General features: G+C 67.2%; 14 protein-coding genes and 1 pseudogene. 5 read left to right on the forward strand and 10 right to left on the reverse strand.

Going from position 1 to position 15414, the window contains the following annotated elements:
• Window positions 1-226 precede the first annotated feature (226 nt).
• Together ACH4D3_RS19500 and ACH4D3_RS19505 are read left to right on the forward strand one after the other, a co-directional pair.
• A complete protein-coding gene (locus ACH4D3_RS19500) occupies window positions 227-490 on the forward strand; it encodes a helix-turn-helix transcriptional regulator (protein ID WP_186780227.1) in 264 nt (87 codons plus the stop codon).
• A gap of 170 nt (window positions 491-660) precedes the next feature.
• Window positions 661-1062: pseudogene (locus tag ACH4D3_RS19505) on the forward strand (DUF6083 domain-containing protein); the annotation flags it as partial.
• A gap of 39 nt (window positions 1063-1101) precedes the next feature.
• Here the strand turns inward: ACH4D3_RS19505 and ACH4D3_RS19510 are convergent.
• Window positions 1102-1323, reverse strand: coding sequence for a hypothetical protein (locus tag ACH4D3_RS19510; RefSeq protein ID WP_398323634.1), 222 nt, complete (start codon window positions 1321-1323; stop codon window positions 1102-1104).
• Between the two features lie 75 nt (window positions 1324-1398).
• On the opposite strand from ACH4D3_RS19510, the gene ACH4D3_RS19515 reads away from it, so the two are divergent.
• A complete protein-coding gene (locus ACH4D3_RS19515) occupies window positions 1399-2877 on the forward strand; it encodes a UvrD-helicase domain-containing protein (RefSeq protein WP_398323632.1) in 1479 nt (492 codons plus the stop codon).
• A gap of 49 nt (window positions 2878-2926) precedes the next feature.
• On the opposite strand, the gene ACH4D3_RS19520 is transcribed toward ACH4D3_RS19515, so the two are convergent.
• Window positions 2927-3400: an ATP-binding protein gene (locus ACH4D3_RS19520; protein WP_365980887.1), complete on the reverse strand. Its 474-nt coding sequence runs from the start codon at window positions 3398-3400 to the stop codon at window positions 2927-2929.
• A 272-nt stretch (window positions 3401-3672) separates the two neighbouring features.
• Here ACH4D3_RS19520 and ACH4D3_RS19525 point away from each other — a divergent pair, with 272 nt between their 5' ends.
• Both ACH4D3_RS19525 and ACH4D3_RS19530 read left to right on the forward strand, forming a co-directional pair.
• On the forward strand, window positions 3673-3909 hold the full coding sequence (locus tag ACH4D3_RS19525) for a DUF397 domain-containing protein (protein WP_031087280.1): 237 nt from the start codon (window positions 3673-3675) through the stop codon (window positions 3907-3909).
• 88 nt (window positions 3910-3997) lie between these two features.
• A complete protein-coding gene (locus ACH4D3_RS19530; protein WP_398323520.1) occupies window positions 3998-4900 on the forward strand; it encodes a helix-turn-helix domain-containing protein in 903 nt (300 codons plus the stop codon).
• Window positions 4901-4918: 18 nt separating this feature from the next.
• Here the strand turns inward: ACH4D3_RS19530 and ACH4D3_RS19535 are convergent, their stop codons facing one another.
• The 8 genes from ACH4D3_RS19535 to ACH4D3_RS19570 all read right to left on the reverse strand — a co-directional run bounded on the left by ACH4D3_RS19535 (window position 4919) and on the right by ACH4D3_RS19570 (window position 15293).
• Entirely contained in the window at window positions 4919-5788 is an 870-nt protein-coding gene (locus tag ACH4D3_RS19535; RefSeq protein ID WP_398323522.1) for an SAM-dependent methyltransferase, read from the reverse strand.
• Between the two features lie 90 nt (window positions 5789-5878).
• Window positions 5879-6415: a hypothetical protein gene (locus ACH4D3_RS19540; RefSeq protein ID WP_384503224.1), complete on the reverse strand. Its 537-nt coding sequence runs from the start codon at window positions 6413-6415 to the stop codon at window positions 5879-5881.
• 30 nt (window positions 6416-6445) lie between these two features.
• A complete protein-coding gene (locus ACH4D3_RS19545) occupies window positions 6446-7522 on the reverse strand; it encodes a helix-turn-helix domain-containing protein (RefSeq protein WP_031087276.1) in 1077 nt (358 codons plus the stop codon).
• Between the two features lie 155 nt (window positions 7523-7677).
• Complete coding sequence (locus ACH4D3_RS19550; RefSeq protein WP_384503220.1) at window positions 7678-7851, reverse strand: hypothetical protein; 174 nt, start codon at window positions 7849-7851, stop codon at window positions 7678-7680.
• Window positions 7852-8627: 776 nt separating this feature from the next.
• Window positions 8628-9806, reverse strand: a complete 1179-nt coding sequence (locus ACH4D3_RS19555) for a Wadjet anti-phage system protein JetD domain-containing protein (RefSeq protein WP_398323525.1) — start codon at window positions 9804-9806, stop codon at window positions 8628-8630.
• Window positions 9803-13237 carry an ATP-binding protein gene (locus tag ACH4D3_RS19560; RefSeq protein ID WP_398323527.1) on the reverse strand — a complete coding sequence of 1145 codons (3435 nt, stop codon included), beginning with the start codon at window positions 13235-13237 and terminating at the stop codon, window positions 9803-9805. Before ACH4D3_RS19560 ends, ACH4D3_RS19555 begins: the two co-directional genes overlap by 4 nt.
• Window positions 13234-13830, reverse strand: coding sequence for a DUF4194 domain-containing protein (locus ACH4D3_RS19565; RefSeq protein WP_398323528.1), 597 nt, complete (start codon window positions 13828-13830; stop codon window positions 13234-13236). Before ACH4D3_RS19565 ends, ACH4D3_RS19560 begins: the two co-directional genes overlap by 4 nt.
• Complete coding sequence (locus ACH4D3_RS19570) at window positions 13827-15293, reverse strand: DUF3375 domain-containing protein (RefSeq protein WP_398323530.1); 1467 nt, start codon at window positions 15291-15293, stop codon at window positions 13827-13829. The genes ACH4D3_RS19565 and ACH4D3_RS19570 overlap by 4 nt, the downstream gene beginning before the upstream one ends.
• Window positions 15294-15414 lie beyond the last annotated feature (121 nt).

Here is a 15414-nt window from a genome sequence, read left to right on the forward strand (position 1 = left end):
CAGCTCGACTGTCCAGACGCGCCGCACCGCGGTCTGTGCACCGGCCAGCCTCATCGGCTCGTCGTCCTCCCGTTAACACAACTGATGGCGCAGGTGTCTTGGCAACAGGTGCCAGAACGCCCGCACGATAGTGCAGATTCCCGCACCGCGAGTGTCACCCGCATGAGCTCAGATAGTGCAGAAACCCGCACTGACAGGGCAGTGTTCTGCACCGTCGGATGGTGGAGTGACGATCTTGCCGCCCGACCCCGACTTCAGCGCACTGCGCGAGGAATTCGCACGCCTGCGGGGCGAACGCGGCTGGACCTTCGATGAACTCGCCAGCCGTAGTGGCCTGGCTCGCCGCACCCTCATCGACCTCGAGCACGGCCGCACTCCGGGCAACCTCACCACCTGGCACGTCCTCGCCCACACCTTCGACGTGCCCATCGAGCACCTGCTCGCGGTCCTCTGCACCAACCACACACCGCCGGGCGACAAGGGCACCTGACAGGCCGGCCGTATCCTGCACCCCGCGCCGCGGCGAACCACTCGAAAGGACGAGACGATGGCGCATCTATGTGCGATCTCTCGTGTCTTCGTTCGCACATGCTGGGCCGTTCGCGGGATCTCCGGCAGCCACTGCGTGGACTGAGGCGCGCCGTCTGGCACGGTCCGCGCATGTGTTCCCAACCCATCGGCCCTCACCATCACGGGGACGGCAGCGCTCGTCTCCCGTACACGCGGCCACCCCTGTGGGTATCCGCCGCCAGCCCACGACAGCCCCAAGGGGCCAGACAGACCCGACGCTGCAACGCCTGCGGCAACCGAATCGGCCACCACCTGTCCGCCGACCGCCAGCTCGTCGTTCTGTACTCCGCAGAACCAGCCGCAGACACATTCCCTGAAGAGTGTCGCTGGCACTCCAGGGGAGGCGTCGCCCACCCTCACGGTGACGGCATGGCAGTGCCTGGTGCTGTCACAAAACCGCCCCGCCAGCCAATTTCCCCCCACCGAGCAGCCACACCACAGGACGAGCCCCGTCTGGACTCCCTGCGCCTCGGGCACACACCGCAAACCCATCACCTGATCGACGTCAGCCTGCTTGCCCCCAGACCTTGCTCAGCACAGCCCGTCCGACTCTGTCCACCTGGTCGTCCGCACCTTGATGAACCACCACTCGGCCAGCGCCTCGGCAGGAGACTTCTGCTGCGCCGCCCAGCCCTCTCGCGGCGCCTGACCGGCCACACTCCCCAACAGGTGGTGGAACAAGCACCGCACCGAGCGCTGGCCCAGCACGACCGAATCGAAACCGACCGTCTCAGCCGAACGCTGTCCCACCATCTGCGGAACGACACCCGCCCGTCTTCTGGCAGCCTTCGGACAAGTCCTGGCCCGCACTCCCGGAGCAGCACCATGGTGTACGCCACCCACGAACAGACTGCCGCAGCCGACGCCTTCCGCAACGGCGACCACCTGTCTCTGCAAGCTGGCGCAGGAACCGGCAAGACCAGCACCCTGAACCTTCTCGCCCGCACCACCAGCCGCCGCGGCCGCTACCTCGCCTACAACCGCGCCATCGCCCAGGACGCTGCCGCCCGCTTCCCCGCACACGTCCGTTGCAAGACCGCCCACGCCCTGGCCTACGCCGCCCTCGGCCATCGCTACTCCCGCCGCCTGAACGCACCCCGCCGCCCCGCCTGGCAGACCGGCCAAGCCCTCGGCATCAGCAAAGCCCTTCACATCGCAGACCGCGAACTCACCCAAAGAACCCTCTCCAACGCCGCGCTCCGCACCGTCACCCGCTTCTGCCACACCGCCGACGAGACCATCACCAGCCACCACGTACCGCACCTGCGCGGCCTGGAAGACCCCGACCATCACACCGAACTCGCCCACCACATCGTGCCTTTCGCCCGCAAAGCATGGGCCGACCTGCAACACCCCGACGACGGCGCCGTCCGCTTCGACCACGACCACTACCTGAAAATCTGGGCACTCACCCGCCCTCGGCTCGACACCGATTTCCTCCTGCTGGACGAAGCGCAGGACACCAATCCGGTCGTCGAAGACGTCTTCCTCGCCCAGCGCGACCACGCCCAGCTCGTCATGGTCGGTGACTCTGCACAGGCCATCTACCACTGGCGCGGAGCCAAGGACATCATGGCCGGCTTCGACGGCACCCGCCTGGCCTTGTCGCAGTCCTTCCGTTTCGGCCCCGCCCTTGCCGCAGAGGCCAACCGCTGGCTCCACCTCGCCGACGCTCCGCTCCGCCTCACCGGCACCCCCGACATCCCCACAGAACTCGGGACCGTCACCCAGCCAGATGCCGTTTTGTGCCGCACCAACGTCGGTGCCATGGCGCAGGTGATGGCACTCATGGCCGCCGGCAGCCGAGTAGCTCTGGCCGGCGGAGGAGAGAGCCTGCAGACCCTTGCCCTGGCAGCCCGGGACCTCAAGGAAGGCCGGCGTACCCACCACCCGGAGCTGACCCTCTTCACTCACTGGGGCGAACTCCAGGACTACGCAGCCTATGACCCGGCGGGACGTGATCTGCAGCCGCTGGTCAACCTCGTCGACAGCCACGGCACAGATGCCATTCTCGACGCCGTAGCTCGGCTCGTCTCCGAGCCACAGGCGCAGGCGACTGTCTCCACCGCACACAAAGCAAAGGGACGGGAGTGGTCCCGCGTACTCATTGCCGACGACTTCACCCCAGAGGACAACGGCCCAGCCGACAGCGATGACGGAGCTCCGACGCCTCCTGAACCGATCGACGAGGCAGAAGCCCGTCTGGCGTACGTGGCCGTCACACGGGCACGCCAGTGTCTCGACCTCGGCGGACTGTCATGGGTCCGTGACCACCCCGACGGTACTGCGGCGCAGGACGCGTCATGAATGCCCGCGTACGTGTGAGGGTGCGGACGGGGCGACCGTCATCGCCAAGTCAGTGCGTGTGCGCGTTCAGCCGTGCCCAGACGGTCTTTCCGGGTGCTGCCTCGGCGTAACCCCATTGGCTGGTCAGGGCGTCCACGACGAGCAGGCCCCGGCCTGCGACGGCCATACCCCGAGGCGGGTGGGGCAGTGGGGGAGCCGGACTGGGGTCGGAGACAGCGCACAGCACCGTGCCCGCAGTCCGGGCGATACCCAGCCATGCCTTGGCTTCCCGCGGAGCGCTCGACCGCAGCGCATGCCGAACCGCGTTGGTGGTCAGCTCGTTGACCACGAGAGTCAGGTCTTCGGCCACAGCGCCGATGCCCCACGCCACGGCGGTGTCGCGGACGAAGCAGCGGATGCTTTTCAGACTACTCGGGTCCCGCGTGAATGCCCGAGCGGCAAAGTCGGATGTGCTGATGCCCAGGGCAAGTCCCCAGTCCGGTGCCGTGGGCGGCGTCAGCGGTGAACGGGAGTGGCAGCTCATGCTCCGAAGTGGCAAGAGGGCCTCCGAATTCGGCCCTTGGATTGGCGCCGTCGCCGCGTGAGCTGTCACTGTTCATCCCCCCGGAAGACGTCCAGTTGTATGGGCCGCGGTCCTCTGCCCTGACTGATAAGTATCCGCGTCGCCCCACTCCGGATGCAATTGCATCCGTGACTTGCATCCAAATGAGGAGGAGAGGGAAAGCATGTCCCCAGCAACCAGAGCAGCGTCACCCAAAAATGAAAGAAGTCGGAAACGATCGAAAGAGGTCGGACATGGCCCGTGCCTTCAACGGTGTCCCGGCGGACTCTCTTCCAGGAGTGACATGGGTCAAGAGCCGTCACAGCACAGCAGACGGCAACTGCGTCGAAGTGGCGCTACTGATAGGAGGTGAGGTGGCACTGCGCAACTCCCGGCACCCTGACGGACCGGCGCTGGTCTACACGAGGGCAGAGATCGCGGCCTTCATCGCGGGGGTCAAGGACGGCGAGTTCGACCCGATCGCCAGTTAACGCCAGCCCAAGACAGTCCAATTGACGCGCCCACCGCCTCGTCTCCTGGAAGACTGACGCTCGTCGTCCGGCCACTACAGGAGACATCATGCCCGTGCCCGTCCCTCCGGTCGATGCACCGACCCTGGAGTACTACCTCGACGCCTCCGCGCGCAGCCCCGTCGCGCTGCGGCTGGTCCTCGGGTACTACCTGCGTCACCTGCGCAAGGCTGCACACATCGACGCGGAGCCGGCGGGCAAGTCCATCAGAAGCTCGGAAGCCAAGATCTCCCGGATGGAACGAGCCCAGGTCACCTGCAAGCACGATGACGTGATGGACCTGCTCACCCTCTACGGTGTCGATGACAAGCACGTCCGCGCCTGCTTCGCCGAGATCGTACGCATCTCCCGTCAGCCCGGCTGGTGGCACCGATTCGACGGAGTCCTGCCGGACTGGTGCGGCAAGCTGATCGGACTGCAGGAGGCAGCCTCTGTCATCCGCACCTACGAAGTGCAGCTCGTTCCCGGACTGCTGCAGACACCCGCCTACACAGAAGCCCTGGTACACCAGGCCTACCCCGCCGCTCCTGCGGAAGAGGTCAAAGACCGGCTGGAACTCAGGGCCCTGCGCCAGAACGTCCTGATCCGCCAGGACCCGCCCCGCCTTTGGGCCGTCCTCGACGAAGCCGTGCTGCGCCGGCCCATGGGTGGCGATCTGGTCATGCGAGAGCAACTGCGCTATCTGATCAGCATGTCTCGCCTCAGCCACGTGACGATACAGATCGCGCCCTTCAACCGGCCGGGGTGCATCGCCGGAGGCTTCCCGATTACCCACCTGCGCTTCGACCTTCCGGCCTTGCCCGACGTCGTCTACCTGGAGCAACTGCAGGACGCGGAGTATTTGGACAAGCCAGACGAGACTCAGCATTACCGAAGCGTCCTGGACGGCTTGGCCCAGGCTGCTCTGTCCCCGCAGGAGAGTGTGGAGCTCCTGGACAGCATGATCAGCTGAACCCGGCCAGTCCGCACCTCAGTGCACCACGGCCACCGCTCCGCGCTCGGCCCACCTCAGACTGCCGCCACCCGCAGCACGGTCACCGCCCGGCCGCCACTGGTGCACGTCCACCAGCCCTGGAGTCAACTGCTGCAAGCCGCCGAAGAATGCGTCGACGTCCGCGCGCGGGCGCACGCGTCCCCACCGGCCCGCAGCGGCTTCCCGCAGCAATGCACCAGCCTTCCGGCGCACCTCGGCATCCTCACTCACGAGATGGCTTGCTGCGATGAAACTTCCCGATGCCAGTATTCTCGCTGCCTGCTGCAGCACGGTCGAAGGACCAGCGTCTTCGGGAACGCTGTGCAGTCCTGAGACAAGAAGCACGGCCACCGGCGACGAAAAGTCGATCATCTGGCGCACCGCTGCACTTTTCAGCAGAGCCAGTGATTCAGCCGGAGCAGCCCGCATGACCAGCGTGTACCGGTCCTCCCACAAAGCGCGGCCATGGACCAGCGCCAGCGGATCGTGATCGGCATAAACGGTGCGCGCACCCGCCTGGATGCGCCGCGCAACGTGGTGTACTCCGACAGAGGTCGGCAGTCCGGCGCCGAAAACCACGTATTGGCGCACCTGGTGATCACGGGCCAGATGGCTGGTTGCCCTCAAGAGGAACCGATGTGCAGCCTGAGCCACCCGAGGTGCTTCGGGAACGATCTGCGTCAGCCGCTCGCACGCCTCACGGTCGGCGCCGTAGTGGTCCTTGCCGCCCAACAGGTAGTTGTTCATCCGGGCAAGGTTCGGTGATTTGGAGTCGATTACATCCAGCCGCGGCGTCTGCCCGCGCTCCAAGGTGGCACCCCGCCCCGTGTTGGTACCCGCAGCACGCTGCGTGCTGCGGGTACCCATGGTAGGGAGGCCGCTTTCACCGCGGGTAGTTCTTCGCCGAATCAGCACGCGCGGGTCGAAGCGCGCTGCAGGATCCCTTCCGGAACCCTCTCACCGGCGCACGCGACCGGCCGGCGGATGCGCGGCCGCGGCGGAGGCCGTCAGCTTCCCGGGCAAGGCCCGCTGAGCCATCCGTAACCGGGTAGCGACAACCGGCGGCTCGACCCCCATCAGTTCCGCCGCCTGCGCCTCACTCAAATGCATCCGGCATCGCAGGACGACCGCGTCTGCCTGCGCGGGCGGCAGCACCTGGTGCACCGGATCCGGCCCCGTGACACCTGCATCACCGTTGCGCAGCACGGAGGAGATCAGGGCGTCCAGCAGCCGCCACGCCACCGCAGCAGGCCGCGGACTGCTGATGACCGTCGGCCAGATCGTGGCAAGGTTGCCCAGGAGCGCCCTGACCACCTGCTGGCTCATCAACGGGTCCCGTACCCGCTCCCGCGTGTAGTGCAGGTACCGCTCCTGATGCAGGAGGCAGAAGGCGGTGTACTCCAGCGGCAGAACCAGCTCGATAGACGGCGCAGTGGTCTCCACCGCGCCGTCTGCCTGCACCAGCCGGTCCGTCCGACGCAAACGCATGAACATGGCATCCCACTTCCTGCAGCACACAGGGCATCAGGCGGATTCGGACGGGTCAGCAGACTGCGACTGCGGATCCTTGGGCGGATCCATGCAGAGCAGGAAGGTGTAGTGGACCGCCTGCCACAGCGGCCGCACGTCGGCGGGCCAGCCGCCCAGCGCGGTCACCAGCGCCGACGTCTGCTCCCAGCCTGGAACCAAGACGCCCTCGAGGATGTCGTCGATCTCCTGGACACTCAGTGCGCCGTGGGAAGCGCTGCGGACCACGCCGACACGGGGACGTCCTGCCGCCAGGTGCAGACCGCGCAGTGCGGCGTGCAGCCGGTCCACCGCATCAGTGATCGCGTACTGCGCTGGCGGCACCTTCCCGTGTGCACTTTCGAACAGCACGCTCAGCTCGGCCGGGTCGCCTCCGAACAACTCGGTCAGCGCACCCACCACGGCCCAGGCCGGGGTTCGCTCTCCGGAAAGGATGCGCGAGACATACGAGGGAGACAAGGACGTCCGCTCGCCCACGTCCCTGATCGTCAAACCACTGGATCGGTGGAGATGCGACAGCGCCGATGCCAGCTTCGCCGACGCCCGCTCGGCCACCTTGGACAGCTGGCCGTCTGCCGCGGCGTTCGGTCCCTCCATCATCGGGGCAAGAGGCTCCTGCACTTCGGCACGCTCGGCAGCCCGCCTTCTCAGGCGTTCCCGCACCCGGTTCTCCGGCCACCGCGTACGGGCCGTGGTCACACTCAGCTGCGCCGCCTCGGCCACCTGCTCCCAACTCGAGCCCTGGGACCGCGCGTCCTGAACGGCGGCCGCCGTGTAGTAGTCCACTTCCCGGGCCACGCTGCTGGCGCAACGCAGGAGCTCCTGAAGAGGCCGCCCGTCGTACTCGGCCTCGAGGAGCGCGGCCGACAACGCCTGCAGGTCCTCTGCGATGCGCCGGCCCAAGGGGAGCGCCGTGGGCGCCTTGTGTTGGCCTGTCTTGCCGGACCGGTCGCGCTGTGCCTTGCTGCGGCAGCCGACGCTGCAGTACTCCCGCTTGCGGCCCGGACCGATCGTCTGAGCGAACCGCTCCTGGCAGTAGCGGCAGATGCCATAGCGGGGGCTTGAACCCGCCATCCTTTCCTCCCACGTGCTGTGACCGTTTCTCTCCCGTGCGCGCGGAGTTCTGCGCAAGCTGAAGAGGAATGGACTCTTCCCGTGTCCGTCCCGGCGGCAACCGCCGGGACCGCGGGTGGCGCGCTGTGCAGCGCGCCACCACGATCGAGCACGGCTCAGATCAGTCGAATTCGCTGGTAGCGGAGTTGCGACTGGCGCATCATCACCGAGAGGCCGGCCACCAGCGCTGTGGTGGCAGGTCCCGTCCACTGGTCTCGGATCAGGAGCACGGGGAGCACGGCCACTGCCAGGAACGCGCTCGCCTGCACCGTGACAGTCCAGGCACTCATGCCACGGGTTTCAGGCTGGGAGCGACGCGGAATGCTAGCGTCGTCGCGAGTTGCCGCCCTGGTTGCGGCAGCGGCGAAGTACGGGACAAGCATAGGTGGTTACCTGCCTTCCTTGGTCTCGTTGAGGAGGGGCCCCGGAGTCGGTAGCGAGCCTGCCCGGGGTTCCCTCGCGTCAACGGACGGTAGTCCCTCCGTCACAAGCGGCGCCATATAAACCGTTCATCGCGCAAAGTTCGAATCTCCTTGCGGTGAGCAATTGCGGTCCGTGGCCTGCGAAGGCGTCGAACATCGTCGCCTTCAGCCCATCCTTGATCGGTCTCGACCGCGAATGACAACCCCTCGCTGTGCTGCATAAATGCGACTGACCCAGGCGAGTGGACCGTCTTGCCTCCCTGGCGTACGCCGGGGCGCACTCTGCCGCCACAACGTTTGCGGACATGGTGCGCCCTGCCCTTACCGATACATTTGCGCAAATTTGCATATCCCGCTCTCGCGTGAGTGAATCCAGTCCTTCCAGAGAGCTGCCGCAACCGGGGTATGTCGTGGCGGCTATGGAAGAGATCGACGACGCTCACGTGTTCGACCGGGCTGCTCGTGATCGACGTCGGCTTTTAACGGTTCTGACTTTGCTGGTGACCGCGATGGGCGCCCCGATGCTGTCGAGGCTTTTGGCGTTCGCTCGCCGTCCAGGTGCCGGCGCCGGAGCTACCGTCGTATTCCGGCAATGGCCCGGGGTGCGGCCTCCGGTGGCTGACCAGTGTCCAGAGCCTGCACTGTCACCCCTGCTGCCGCATCAGAGTTTCTCGCACGGTGGCGAAAGCGATGCGTTCCTGCTCCAGGCGCAGGTGTGGCCCGTAGGTGGCGTTCCGCAGGTCCTGGTCGAGGTGTGCTTCCTCGGGGGTGAGGCGTGTCAGGTTGCCGTGCGCCTGTGTCTTCTCCTGGCTCCAGTGGGCCTCGTGGGCAAGGAGGGTGGTGCGGTCCATGAGGATTGACGTGGTATGCGGGAAGCGTCCCCGGACCTGGTCGAGGATGGCGAAGCCGTGGGTGTCGATGTCGCCCCAGTAGTAGAGGGCGACGTTGTCCAGCCAGGGGAGGTGACGCAGCAGGGCCGCGGCGTATCCGGAGCCGAGGATGGCGATGGCGTCGGCAACTGGTGGCAGTGAGAGGTAGGTGATCTCGTTCTCAAGGACGAAGACGGTGCGCACTGCAGGGGACCAGCGCGCCAGTTCATCGGCTCGGACGGTGAGTTCGCTGAAGGGCAGAGGAGAGGCACCAAGGTAGCGCAGGCGGATGTAGATGGGCTTGGTGCGGAAGCCGTAGCGGGTGGCGAGATCGCTTTTCGGGGCGTCCGTGTCAATACGGTCCTTGGGAAGAGTGTGGTCGAGGAGCTCGGCGAGGATCGCCTTGTGGCTCTCGATGAACTTGGTGTCCACGCCGGGGACGTCGATCTCGCGCAGGTAGACCTGCTTGGTTGTGTGGTCGCGTATCCAGCAGACCGTACGCACCAGCTGATGCCAGAGCTCAGCGTGGGGGAGGACCTTCATGGGGTGGTCGGCCATCCAGTCGACAAGTCCGGAGCCGTGGAGTGCGGTGCGTTCACACAGACTGTGGAAGTGGTCGACCTGGGCGGTGACGCCCAGCAGCGCCCACAGGGCGGGGCGGGTCTCGACCCAGGCTCGAGCCGGCACGGTGTGGGAGGGAAGGCCGTTGCGGCCGCCGATGCTCTTGGTCTGCAGGCGCAGCTGAGGGTGAAGACTGGGTGCCCAGGACTGCGACCAGGCGAGTGCCTGCTCGTAGTGGTGCAGGGCATCGGATGCGGTCGGGCCCTTGAGCGACACCGCGATGGGTTCGAAGGGGTAGCCGTGGGCGGCGTCGGTGAGGTAGCGGCCGCTAGCCCACTTGCGGCGCAGGGTCTCGACGACATCCTCAGGGCGGCTCCATGCGTCCGGTGTCATGACTGCTCCGCCGGCCGCTGGTGGGCCTTCCGGGCCGTCTGCTTGTGGGCGCGGAACTCCTCGATGGTGAGGTTGACCAGGCGGGAGCGGTTCCCGTCGGGTTTGTCGACGTAACCGACGCGGGTGACATGGGGCTCGATGACGTGCAGCTTCTGGAGTGGGGTGATCACGAGGAGTTGCAGGCCCAGCCGTTGGAACAGGTCGAGGGCGAAGTGGGCCGAGGAGTCGTCTCCGCGTCCGAAGGCCTCGTCGATGGTGACGAAGTGGAAGGTCTTGGCCTTGGCGGCAGTTGGGTCGATGCGGAACTGGTAGGCGAGGGAGGCCGCGAGGACGGTGTAGGCGAGCTTCTCCTTCTGGCCACCTGACTTGCCGCCGGAGTCGGGGTGGACCTCGTGCTCGGTTCCGGTGTCGCGGTCGAGTTCGCTGGCGGAGAAGGCGAACCAGCGGCGCACATCGGTGACCCGGGCGGTCCACCCGGCGTCGGCGCGGGTGTGGTCGGCGCGTCCCTTGAACCGGTCGAGGAGCGCTTTCACCTCGAGGAACTTCTCCTCGGTGTAGGCGTCGCCGGTGTCGTGGGAGAGCGCTTCGCTGCTGCAGGCCCGCAGGTCGTGCTGGAACTCGCGGATTTCCCTGCTCAGCGTGGGGGCGGCGTTCAGCCGGATGTAGCGGCCCGGGTTGTAGTCGATGCCGGCCAGCGAGTCGTTGATCACGTCGATGCGTTCGCGGATCTGCTGCTCCTGCGCGGTGAGCCGGCCCTGGAAGGAGGCAATGTCGCGGATGACATTGGTCCGCAGGTAGAGGAGGAACTGCTCCTCGAAACGCGGCAGGTCCTCGTCAATGAGGTGGCCGTGCAGCGACCTGTAGCCGGCGGCGGACTCGATGGAGTTGTCCAGGCCGGTGGTGTGGGCCAGGTACCTGCCGCGGAAGGCGGTCATCAGTTCGGTTGCCTGGTTGCTTGCCTGGCGCAGGGTGTCGTTGCGCCGGCCGATCGTGCGCCGCAGCTGTGCTTCGGCTTCGCGCTCGGCAGTCTCCAGTTCTTCCAGGCGTCTGTCGTCTCTGGTGATCGCAGGCAGGAATTTGCTCAGGGCCGTCTCGTGGTCCGCCAGGGCGTCGAGGTCGCACTCTTCCAGCAGACTCGTGGTCTTCTCCAGCAGTGTGGTGGTGCCCTCGGTGTCTCGGCGCAAGGCTCCCAGGTCTTCCTGCCCCTGGCCGAAGGCCTCTTCGCTCTGCTTGATGTCGTTCCTGGCCTGCTGGAGCTGCTCGGTGAGCGTGTCCAGGCCTGCTGCGGCCTCAAGGGCGCGCTTTTGCTGCTCGAGCTGTTCGATGTCCGCGACGGTGGCCGGCCAGTCGAGCTCCGTGTAGGTGGTGACGCTGGCCAGAAGGGTGAGGGCGCCGTTCATGCCGACGCGTGTCCTTCGCCGTTCTTCGAGCGCGCGGGCGGCGGCAGTTAGGGCGGCGCTCTCGCGGGTGAGGCGGTCGGCGTCGGCGAGGAGGGCGTCGAGCTTGGCCTGATTGCTCCAGCCCAGCACCCAGTTGCGCCGGTCGTCGATGCGGTGGGTGTCGTTCTTCTCGTGGCGGCCTCCACCGGCCTTGACCAGGCCCTGCCGGGTGACGGCGGGCCGGGTGGCGCGAGTGAAGGCGTCCAGGTCTTCGGCGCACAGGTAGTCGGCGTGCGAACGCAGTCGTGTGGCGAGCCAGTCATGGGCCCAGCTGTCGGTTTTGAGGTCGAGCTTGCCGGCCAGCAGGGTGGGGTCGTCGGGCAGGGCGGCGGGTGGTGTGTGGGCGGGAACCTGGAAATAGACGAGCCTGAGGCCCAGGTGACGGCCGTTGACCCAGGACGAGACCGCGTCGTAGTAGGTGTGCGGGACCAGCAGGGACAGGGCGAGCCCGCGCAGGACGCGTTCGGCGGCACCGGCCCAGCCGACCTCGTCGTCGCGGACCTGGATCAGTTCGCCAGCGAACGGCAGTACATCGTCACTGACGCCTGCGGCTGCGGCGAGTTCGCGGCGCAGGGCCAGCAGCTTGGCGGGGATGCTGGAGCGTTGTTGCTGCAGACTGGTGATCTCGCGCCGCATCGCCTCGGTCGCGGCGGTGTTGTCACGGCGTGCGACAGCGAGGCCGTCGAGTTCCTCACGGTCCTGCTGTTCCTGTTCTCCTGCCAGGGCGCGGGCGGAGCTGATCTGCTCCGTGCGCTCGCGGAAGGAGACGGAGTCGGTGACCGGGTCCATGCCCGCTTGCGCGAGCCAGCCGTTGTACTCGGTGGCGCGGCTGCGGCGCCGCTGGCGTTCACGGCCCAGTTCGTCGATGCGTCCGGTCAGCGCGACGAGCTGCTCGCCGCCGATGCCGTCGATGCGGCGCTGCAGGCCGTCGGCCGCGCCACGCAGCTGTTCCAGTCGCCGCGCGCGGGCGGACTGCTGCTCTTCCAGTTCGGTCGTGCGCGTACGCAGGTCGGCGTGGCGTGCGGTCAGAAGCTGGTGGCGGTGCCGGGCGAAGAATGCGGCGACGGCGTTGTGGCGTTCTTCCAGGACGGTGAGGTCCTCCTGGACGGTGTCGTACCGCGCGCACGCCTCCACGATCGGTGTCAGGCCCTCGATCATCTGGCGGGCCCGGACCACTTCGTTGTGGCTGGCGGTGAGCGCATCGAAGTGGGCGACGATCTTGTCGACGGCCGTCTGGGCGTCGAATGGCTCCAGCATCCGCTCGCGGACGAACTCGTCCAGGCTGCCCACGGCCTTCATCGACACCGTCTGGTGGAACAGGTCCAAGGCCTGCTGGCCGGGGATGCCCAGACCGCGGCGCAGTGCTTTGCCGTACTGGGTGTAGGTGCTGCCGTGGAGGGTGGCGCCCCGCTGTTTGAGCTGTCGGCGCAGGTCGGTGATGTCGGTGCCGAAGCCCGTGAAGTCGGTGTCGATGGACAGCGGGGTATCGGCGGTGAGATAGAAACGCTCCGGCTGTCCCGTGCTGGTCGGGGAGGTCCAGTAGAAGACCTGCGCGAGCGTGAGGTGGACACCCAGGACGTCGTTGGTGAAAACGCCCAGGATCACGCTGTAGGAGGTGTGGTCGCGCAACCCCACGGGGCGGGTGCTGCCCGTTGCTTCGACCCGTTCGTTCCTGTAGTGGCCCAGAACGTAGGAGCGCAGATCGCGTTCCTTGGCGTCAGCGCCCGCCGCCTTGTTGTAGTCGATCTTGTGGGCGGGCAGGAGCAGTGTCGTGATCGCGTCCACCAGGGTGGACTTGCCCGAGCCCACGCCGCCGGTGAGCAGCGCACTGTGTCCGTCGACCGTGAACGTGCGGGTGGTGCGGTGAAAGGTGCCCCAGTTCAGCACCTCAAGCCGGGCGAGCCGGAATCCGGGGCCGGCGCTGACGGTGGGTGTGGGGCCGGGAAGGGCTTGGCGGGGGAGGAGCGCCGCCGGGCCGGTGGTGAGAGTCATACGTCGTCCTTGGCCGCGGGGGAGGCGGCGCTTCGATAGGTGGCGAGGAGGTCGTTGAAGTCGTTCAGGACCTGGGCGTCGACCAGTGCTTTGAGGTGCCGCCGCACCTCGTAGGCTGCCGTGGTCTGCTTCGTCGGGCGTAGCACCTTGAGGTCGACGAGCTTCTTGATGTGGGCGTCGATCTGGTCGATGAGCTGTGCTTCGTTGCCGCGTGGGGGCAGGAAGCCGCGGACCATCTCGACCAGGTCCTCGCGGGTCAGCACCAGGCGCGGATCCCCGGAGCCGGCGTCGCTGTCGGCCAGCCGCCCGCGCAGCAGGACGAGCATCAGGCTGACGGGGAAGGAGAGCCGGTGGCGGGTGACCAGTCTCGGCACGGCGGTCCCGTCGTCCCGATCCTCGGTGTCCTGCTGCCGTACGTAGGCGTAGCCCTCGGCACGGTCGACGACGACGTCGAGACCTATGACGCCGAGGTAGTCTCCGATCGCCGCCTGCTGGGCGAGGATCTGCTCCCAAATCAGAGGGGCGTCGCCCTGGTAGAGCACGCCCGCCTTCAGCAGGTGGACCACGGGGGTGGTGAGGGCATCGCTCATCATGGTTCGGCCTTCCCGGCGGCCGTGCCGCCCTCGATGCGTACGAATGTCACGTGCGGCACTTCCGCCCGGGCGCGTCCCGGTGCCGCCACACGCGGGTACACCAGGACGTCGGTGCGCTCGGGGTCCACGCTCACGTCCAGGCCGGGATGCTGGATGCGGAAGTAGCTGAGCAGTTCGGCCAGTCCCAGGGTCAGCGGGTGGTCGTCGACGACGGCGGCCAGGGCCGCCTGGCCGTTCGGACTCGCGGCTACTGCGTCCAGGACATGGCCGGTCAGCACCTCGGTGTCGACGTGGACGCCGGTGAACAATTCCGTGAGGTCCGCCGTGGTGTCGTCAGATGGTTCCTGCGCGGTGGTGTCCAGTTCGACGCGTTCGACCGGCATGTACAGTCGGCGCTCCATCGGCAGTGCGATGCCCGCCCGGGGCATCTCCAGCTCCATGCCGGGCAGGTCCGCCGTGTCGCCCAGGGCGGTCACATGGCGCTGGAGGGAACGCACCAGCGTCAGCACGCGCTGGTCCTCCGCCCGGCTCCGGTCGGCGAGGAACCGGCGCAGTTGTTCGGTCAGTTGCCGGACCGTGTCCTGAGTGTTCTCGGCCGCCTCCAGCCAGGCGAACGGGATCTTCAGCAGTCTCCGGTCGGTTCTGCCTTCCAACTGTGGCAGTTGGGTGACCTGCTGCAGCAGTTCCCGCAGCTCCTGCTGGCGGCGAGGGGAGAGGAGGTAGTCGAAGAACGCCTGGAAGCTCTGCCCCTGGTCGGACTGGGCGATCTCGTCGCGCTCCAGCAGAAAGGCGGCCAGCTGCTCGCCCTTCCCGCCTTCCGTGGTGGCCACTTGCCGGCGCAGCCGCCGGTCCAGTTCCCGCAGGTTCGCCTCCACCTCGCGGAAGTCCCTCAGGAGCTCGATCGCGGTGCTCTCCACCTGCTGGTAGCGGTCCAGCAGCGCGAGCGGGGAGAGGAGTTCCACCTCTCCGGTCAGCAACCGGGCGATCTGCGCGTCGAGCGCGTCACGTTCCCGGCGCAGCTCGTCGATCCGCGCCTGCGGGTCGGTCTGCGTGCCGAAGGCCATCTGACGCAGGAGCGTGACGACGGTATTCAGGCGGGACTCTGTCCCGATGAACGAGCGTGCCCGCAGGTCCCGCACCCACGCCGTGGCCTTCTCCAAGGCGGTGGTCGCATCGAAATGCGCCTCGTCCTCACCGGGCGGGTAGTACTTGCGCAGCCAGCCGTTCTTCGTCCACTCCGTCAGGTAGGCGGCCGCGGTCCGCGGAAAGGAGCCGGCGTCGAGCTCGTTGAGGAGGTAGAGCTGGTCGTCCAGCCGGGACTCCAGCACGCTCTCAGGCATGCCCCGCGCGTTCTCCTCGACGAACACCGTGCCGCAGAAGGACAGCACCAAGGCGGCGTTGTCCGCGCGCAGCAGTACCCATGCCGGGTGGCTGGTAAGAGCCGTGACCTGATCGAATTGCATGCAACCCCCCGATCGCACACCTGCAGTTTGTGCGCCCGCCTGAAGGAGGCGGACGCGGAGTCTCTATGGACGAGCACTGACAAAAGCGGAAAGACAATTCAATTACGCGAAACCAGTGGAG

This window comes from Streptomyces sp. NPDC018026 (assembly GCF_044327745.1).
Classification (GTDB): domain Bacteria; phylum Actinomycetota; class Actinomycetes; order Streptomycetales; family Streptomycetaceae; genus Streptomyces; species Streptomyces rubrogriseus.

What these genes read in the sequence shown, in the direction of transcription:
- ACH4D3_RS19545 (WP_031087276.1), bottom strand. Translation starts at nt 7,522, where the DNA reads ATGGCGGGTTCAAGCCCCCGCTATGGCATCTGCCGCTACTGCCAGGAG.
- ACH4D3_RS19530 (WP_398323520.1), top strand. Translation starts at nt 3,998, where the DNA reads ATGCCCGTGCCCGTCCCTCCGGTCGATGCACCGACCCTGGAGTACTAC.
- ACH4D3_RS19570 (WP_398323530.1), bottom strand. Translation starts at nt 15,293, where the DNA reads ATGCAATTCGATCAGGTCACGGCTCTTACCAGCCACCCGGCATGGGTA.
- ACH4D3_RS19535 (WP_398323522.1), bottom strand. Translation starts at nt 5,788, where the DNA reads ATGGGTACCCGCAGCACGCAGCGTGCTGCGGGTACCAACACGGGGCGG.
- ACH4D3_RS19560 (WP_398323527.1), bottom strand. Translation starts at nt 13,237, where the DNA reads ATGACTCTCACCACCGGCCCGGCGGCGCTCCTCCCCCGCCAAGCCCTT.
- ACH4D3_RS19555 (WP_398323525.1), bottom strand. Translation starts at nt 9,806, where the DNA reads ATGACACCGGACGCATGGAGCCGCCCTGAGGATGTCGTCGAGACCCTG.
- ACH4D3_RS19540 (WP_384503224.1), bottom strand. Translation starts at nt 6,415, where the DNA reads ATGTTCATGCGTTTGCGTCGGACGGACCGGCTGGTGCAGGCAGACGGC.
- ACH4D3_RS19525 (WP_031087280.1), top strand. Translation starts at nt 3,673, where the DNA reads ATGGCCCGTGCCTTCAACGGTGTCCCGGCGGACTCTCTTCCAGGAGTG.
- ACH4D3_RS19565 (WP_398323528.1), bottom strand. Translation starts at nt 13,830, where the DNA reads ATGATGAGCGATGCCCTCACCACCCCCGTGGTCCACCTGCTGAAGGCG.
- ACH4D3_RS19510 (WP_398323634.1), bottom strand. Translation starts at nt 1,323, where the DNA reads ATGGTGGGACAGCGTTCGGCTGAGACGGTCGGTTTCGATTCGGTCGTG.
- ACH4D3_RS19550 (WP_384503220.1), bottom strand. Translation starts at nt 7,851, where the DNA reads ATGAGTGCCTGGACTGTCACGGTGCAGGCGAGCGCGTTCCTGGCAGTG.
- ACH4D3_RS19520 (WP_365980887.1), bottom strand. Translation starts at nt 3,400, where the DNA reads ATGAGCTGCCACTCCCGTTCACCGCTGACGCCGCCCACGGCACCGGAC.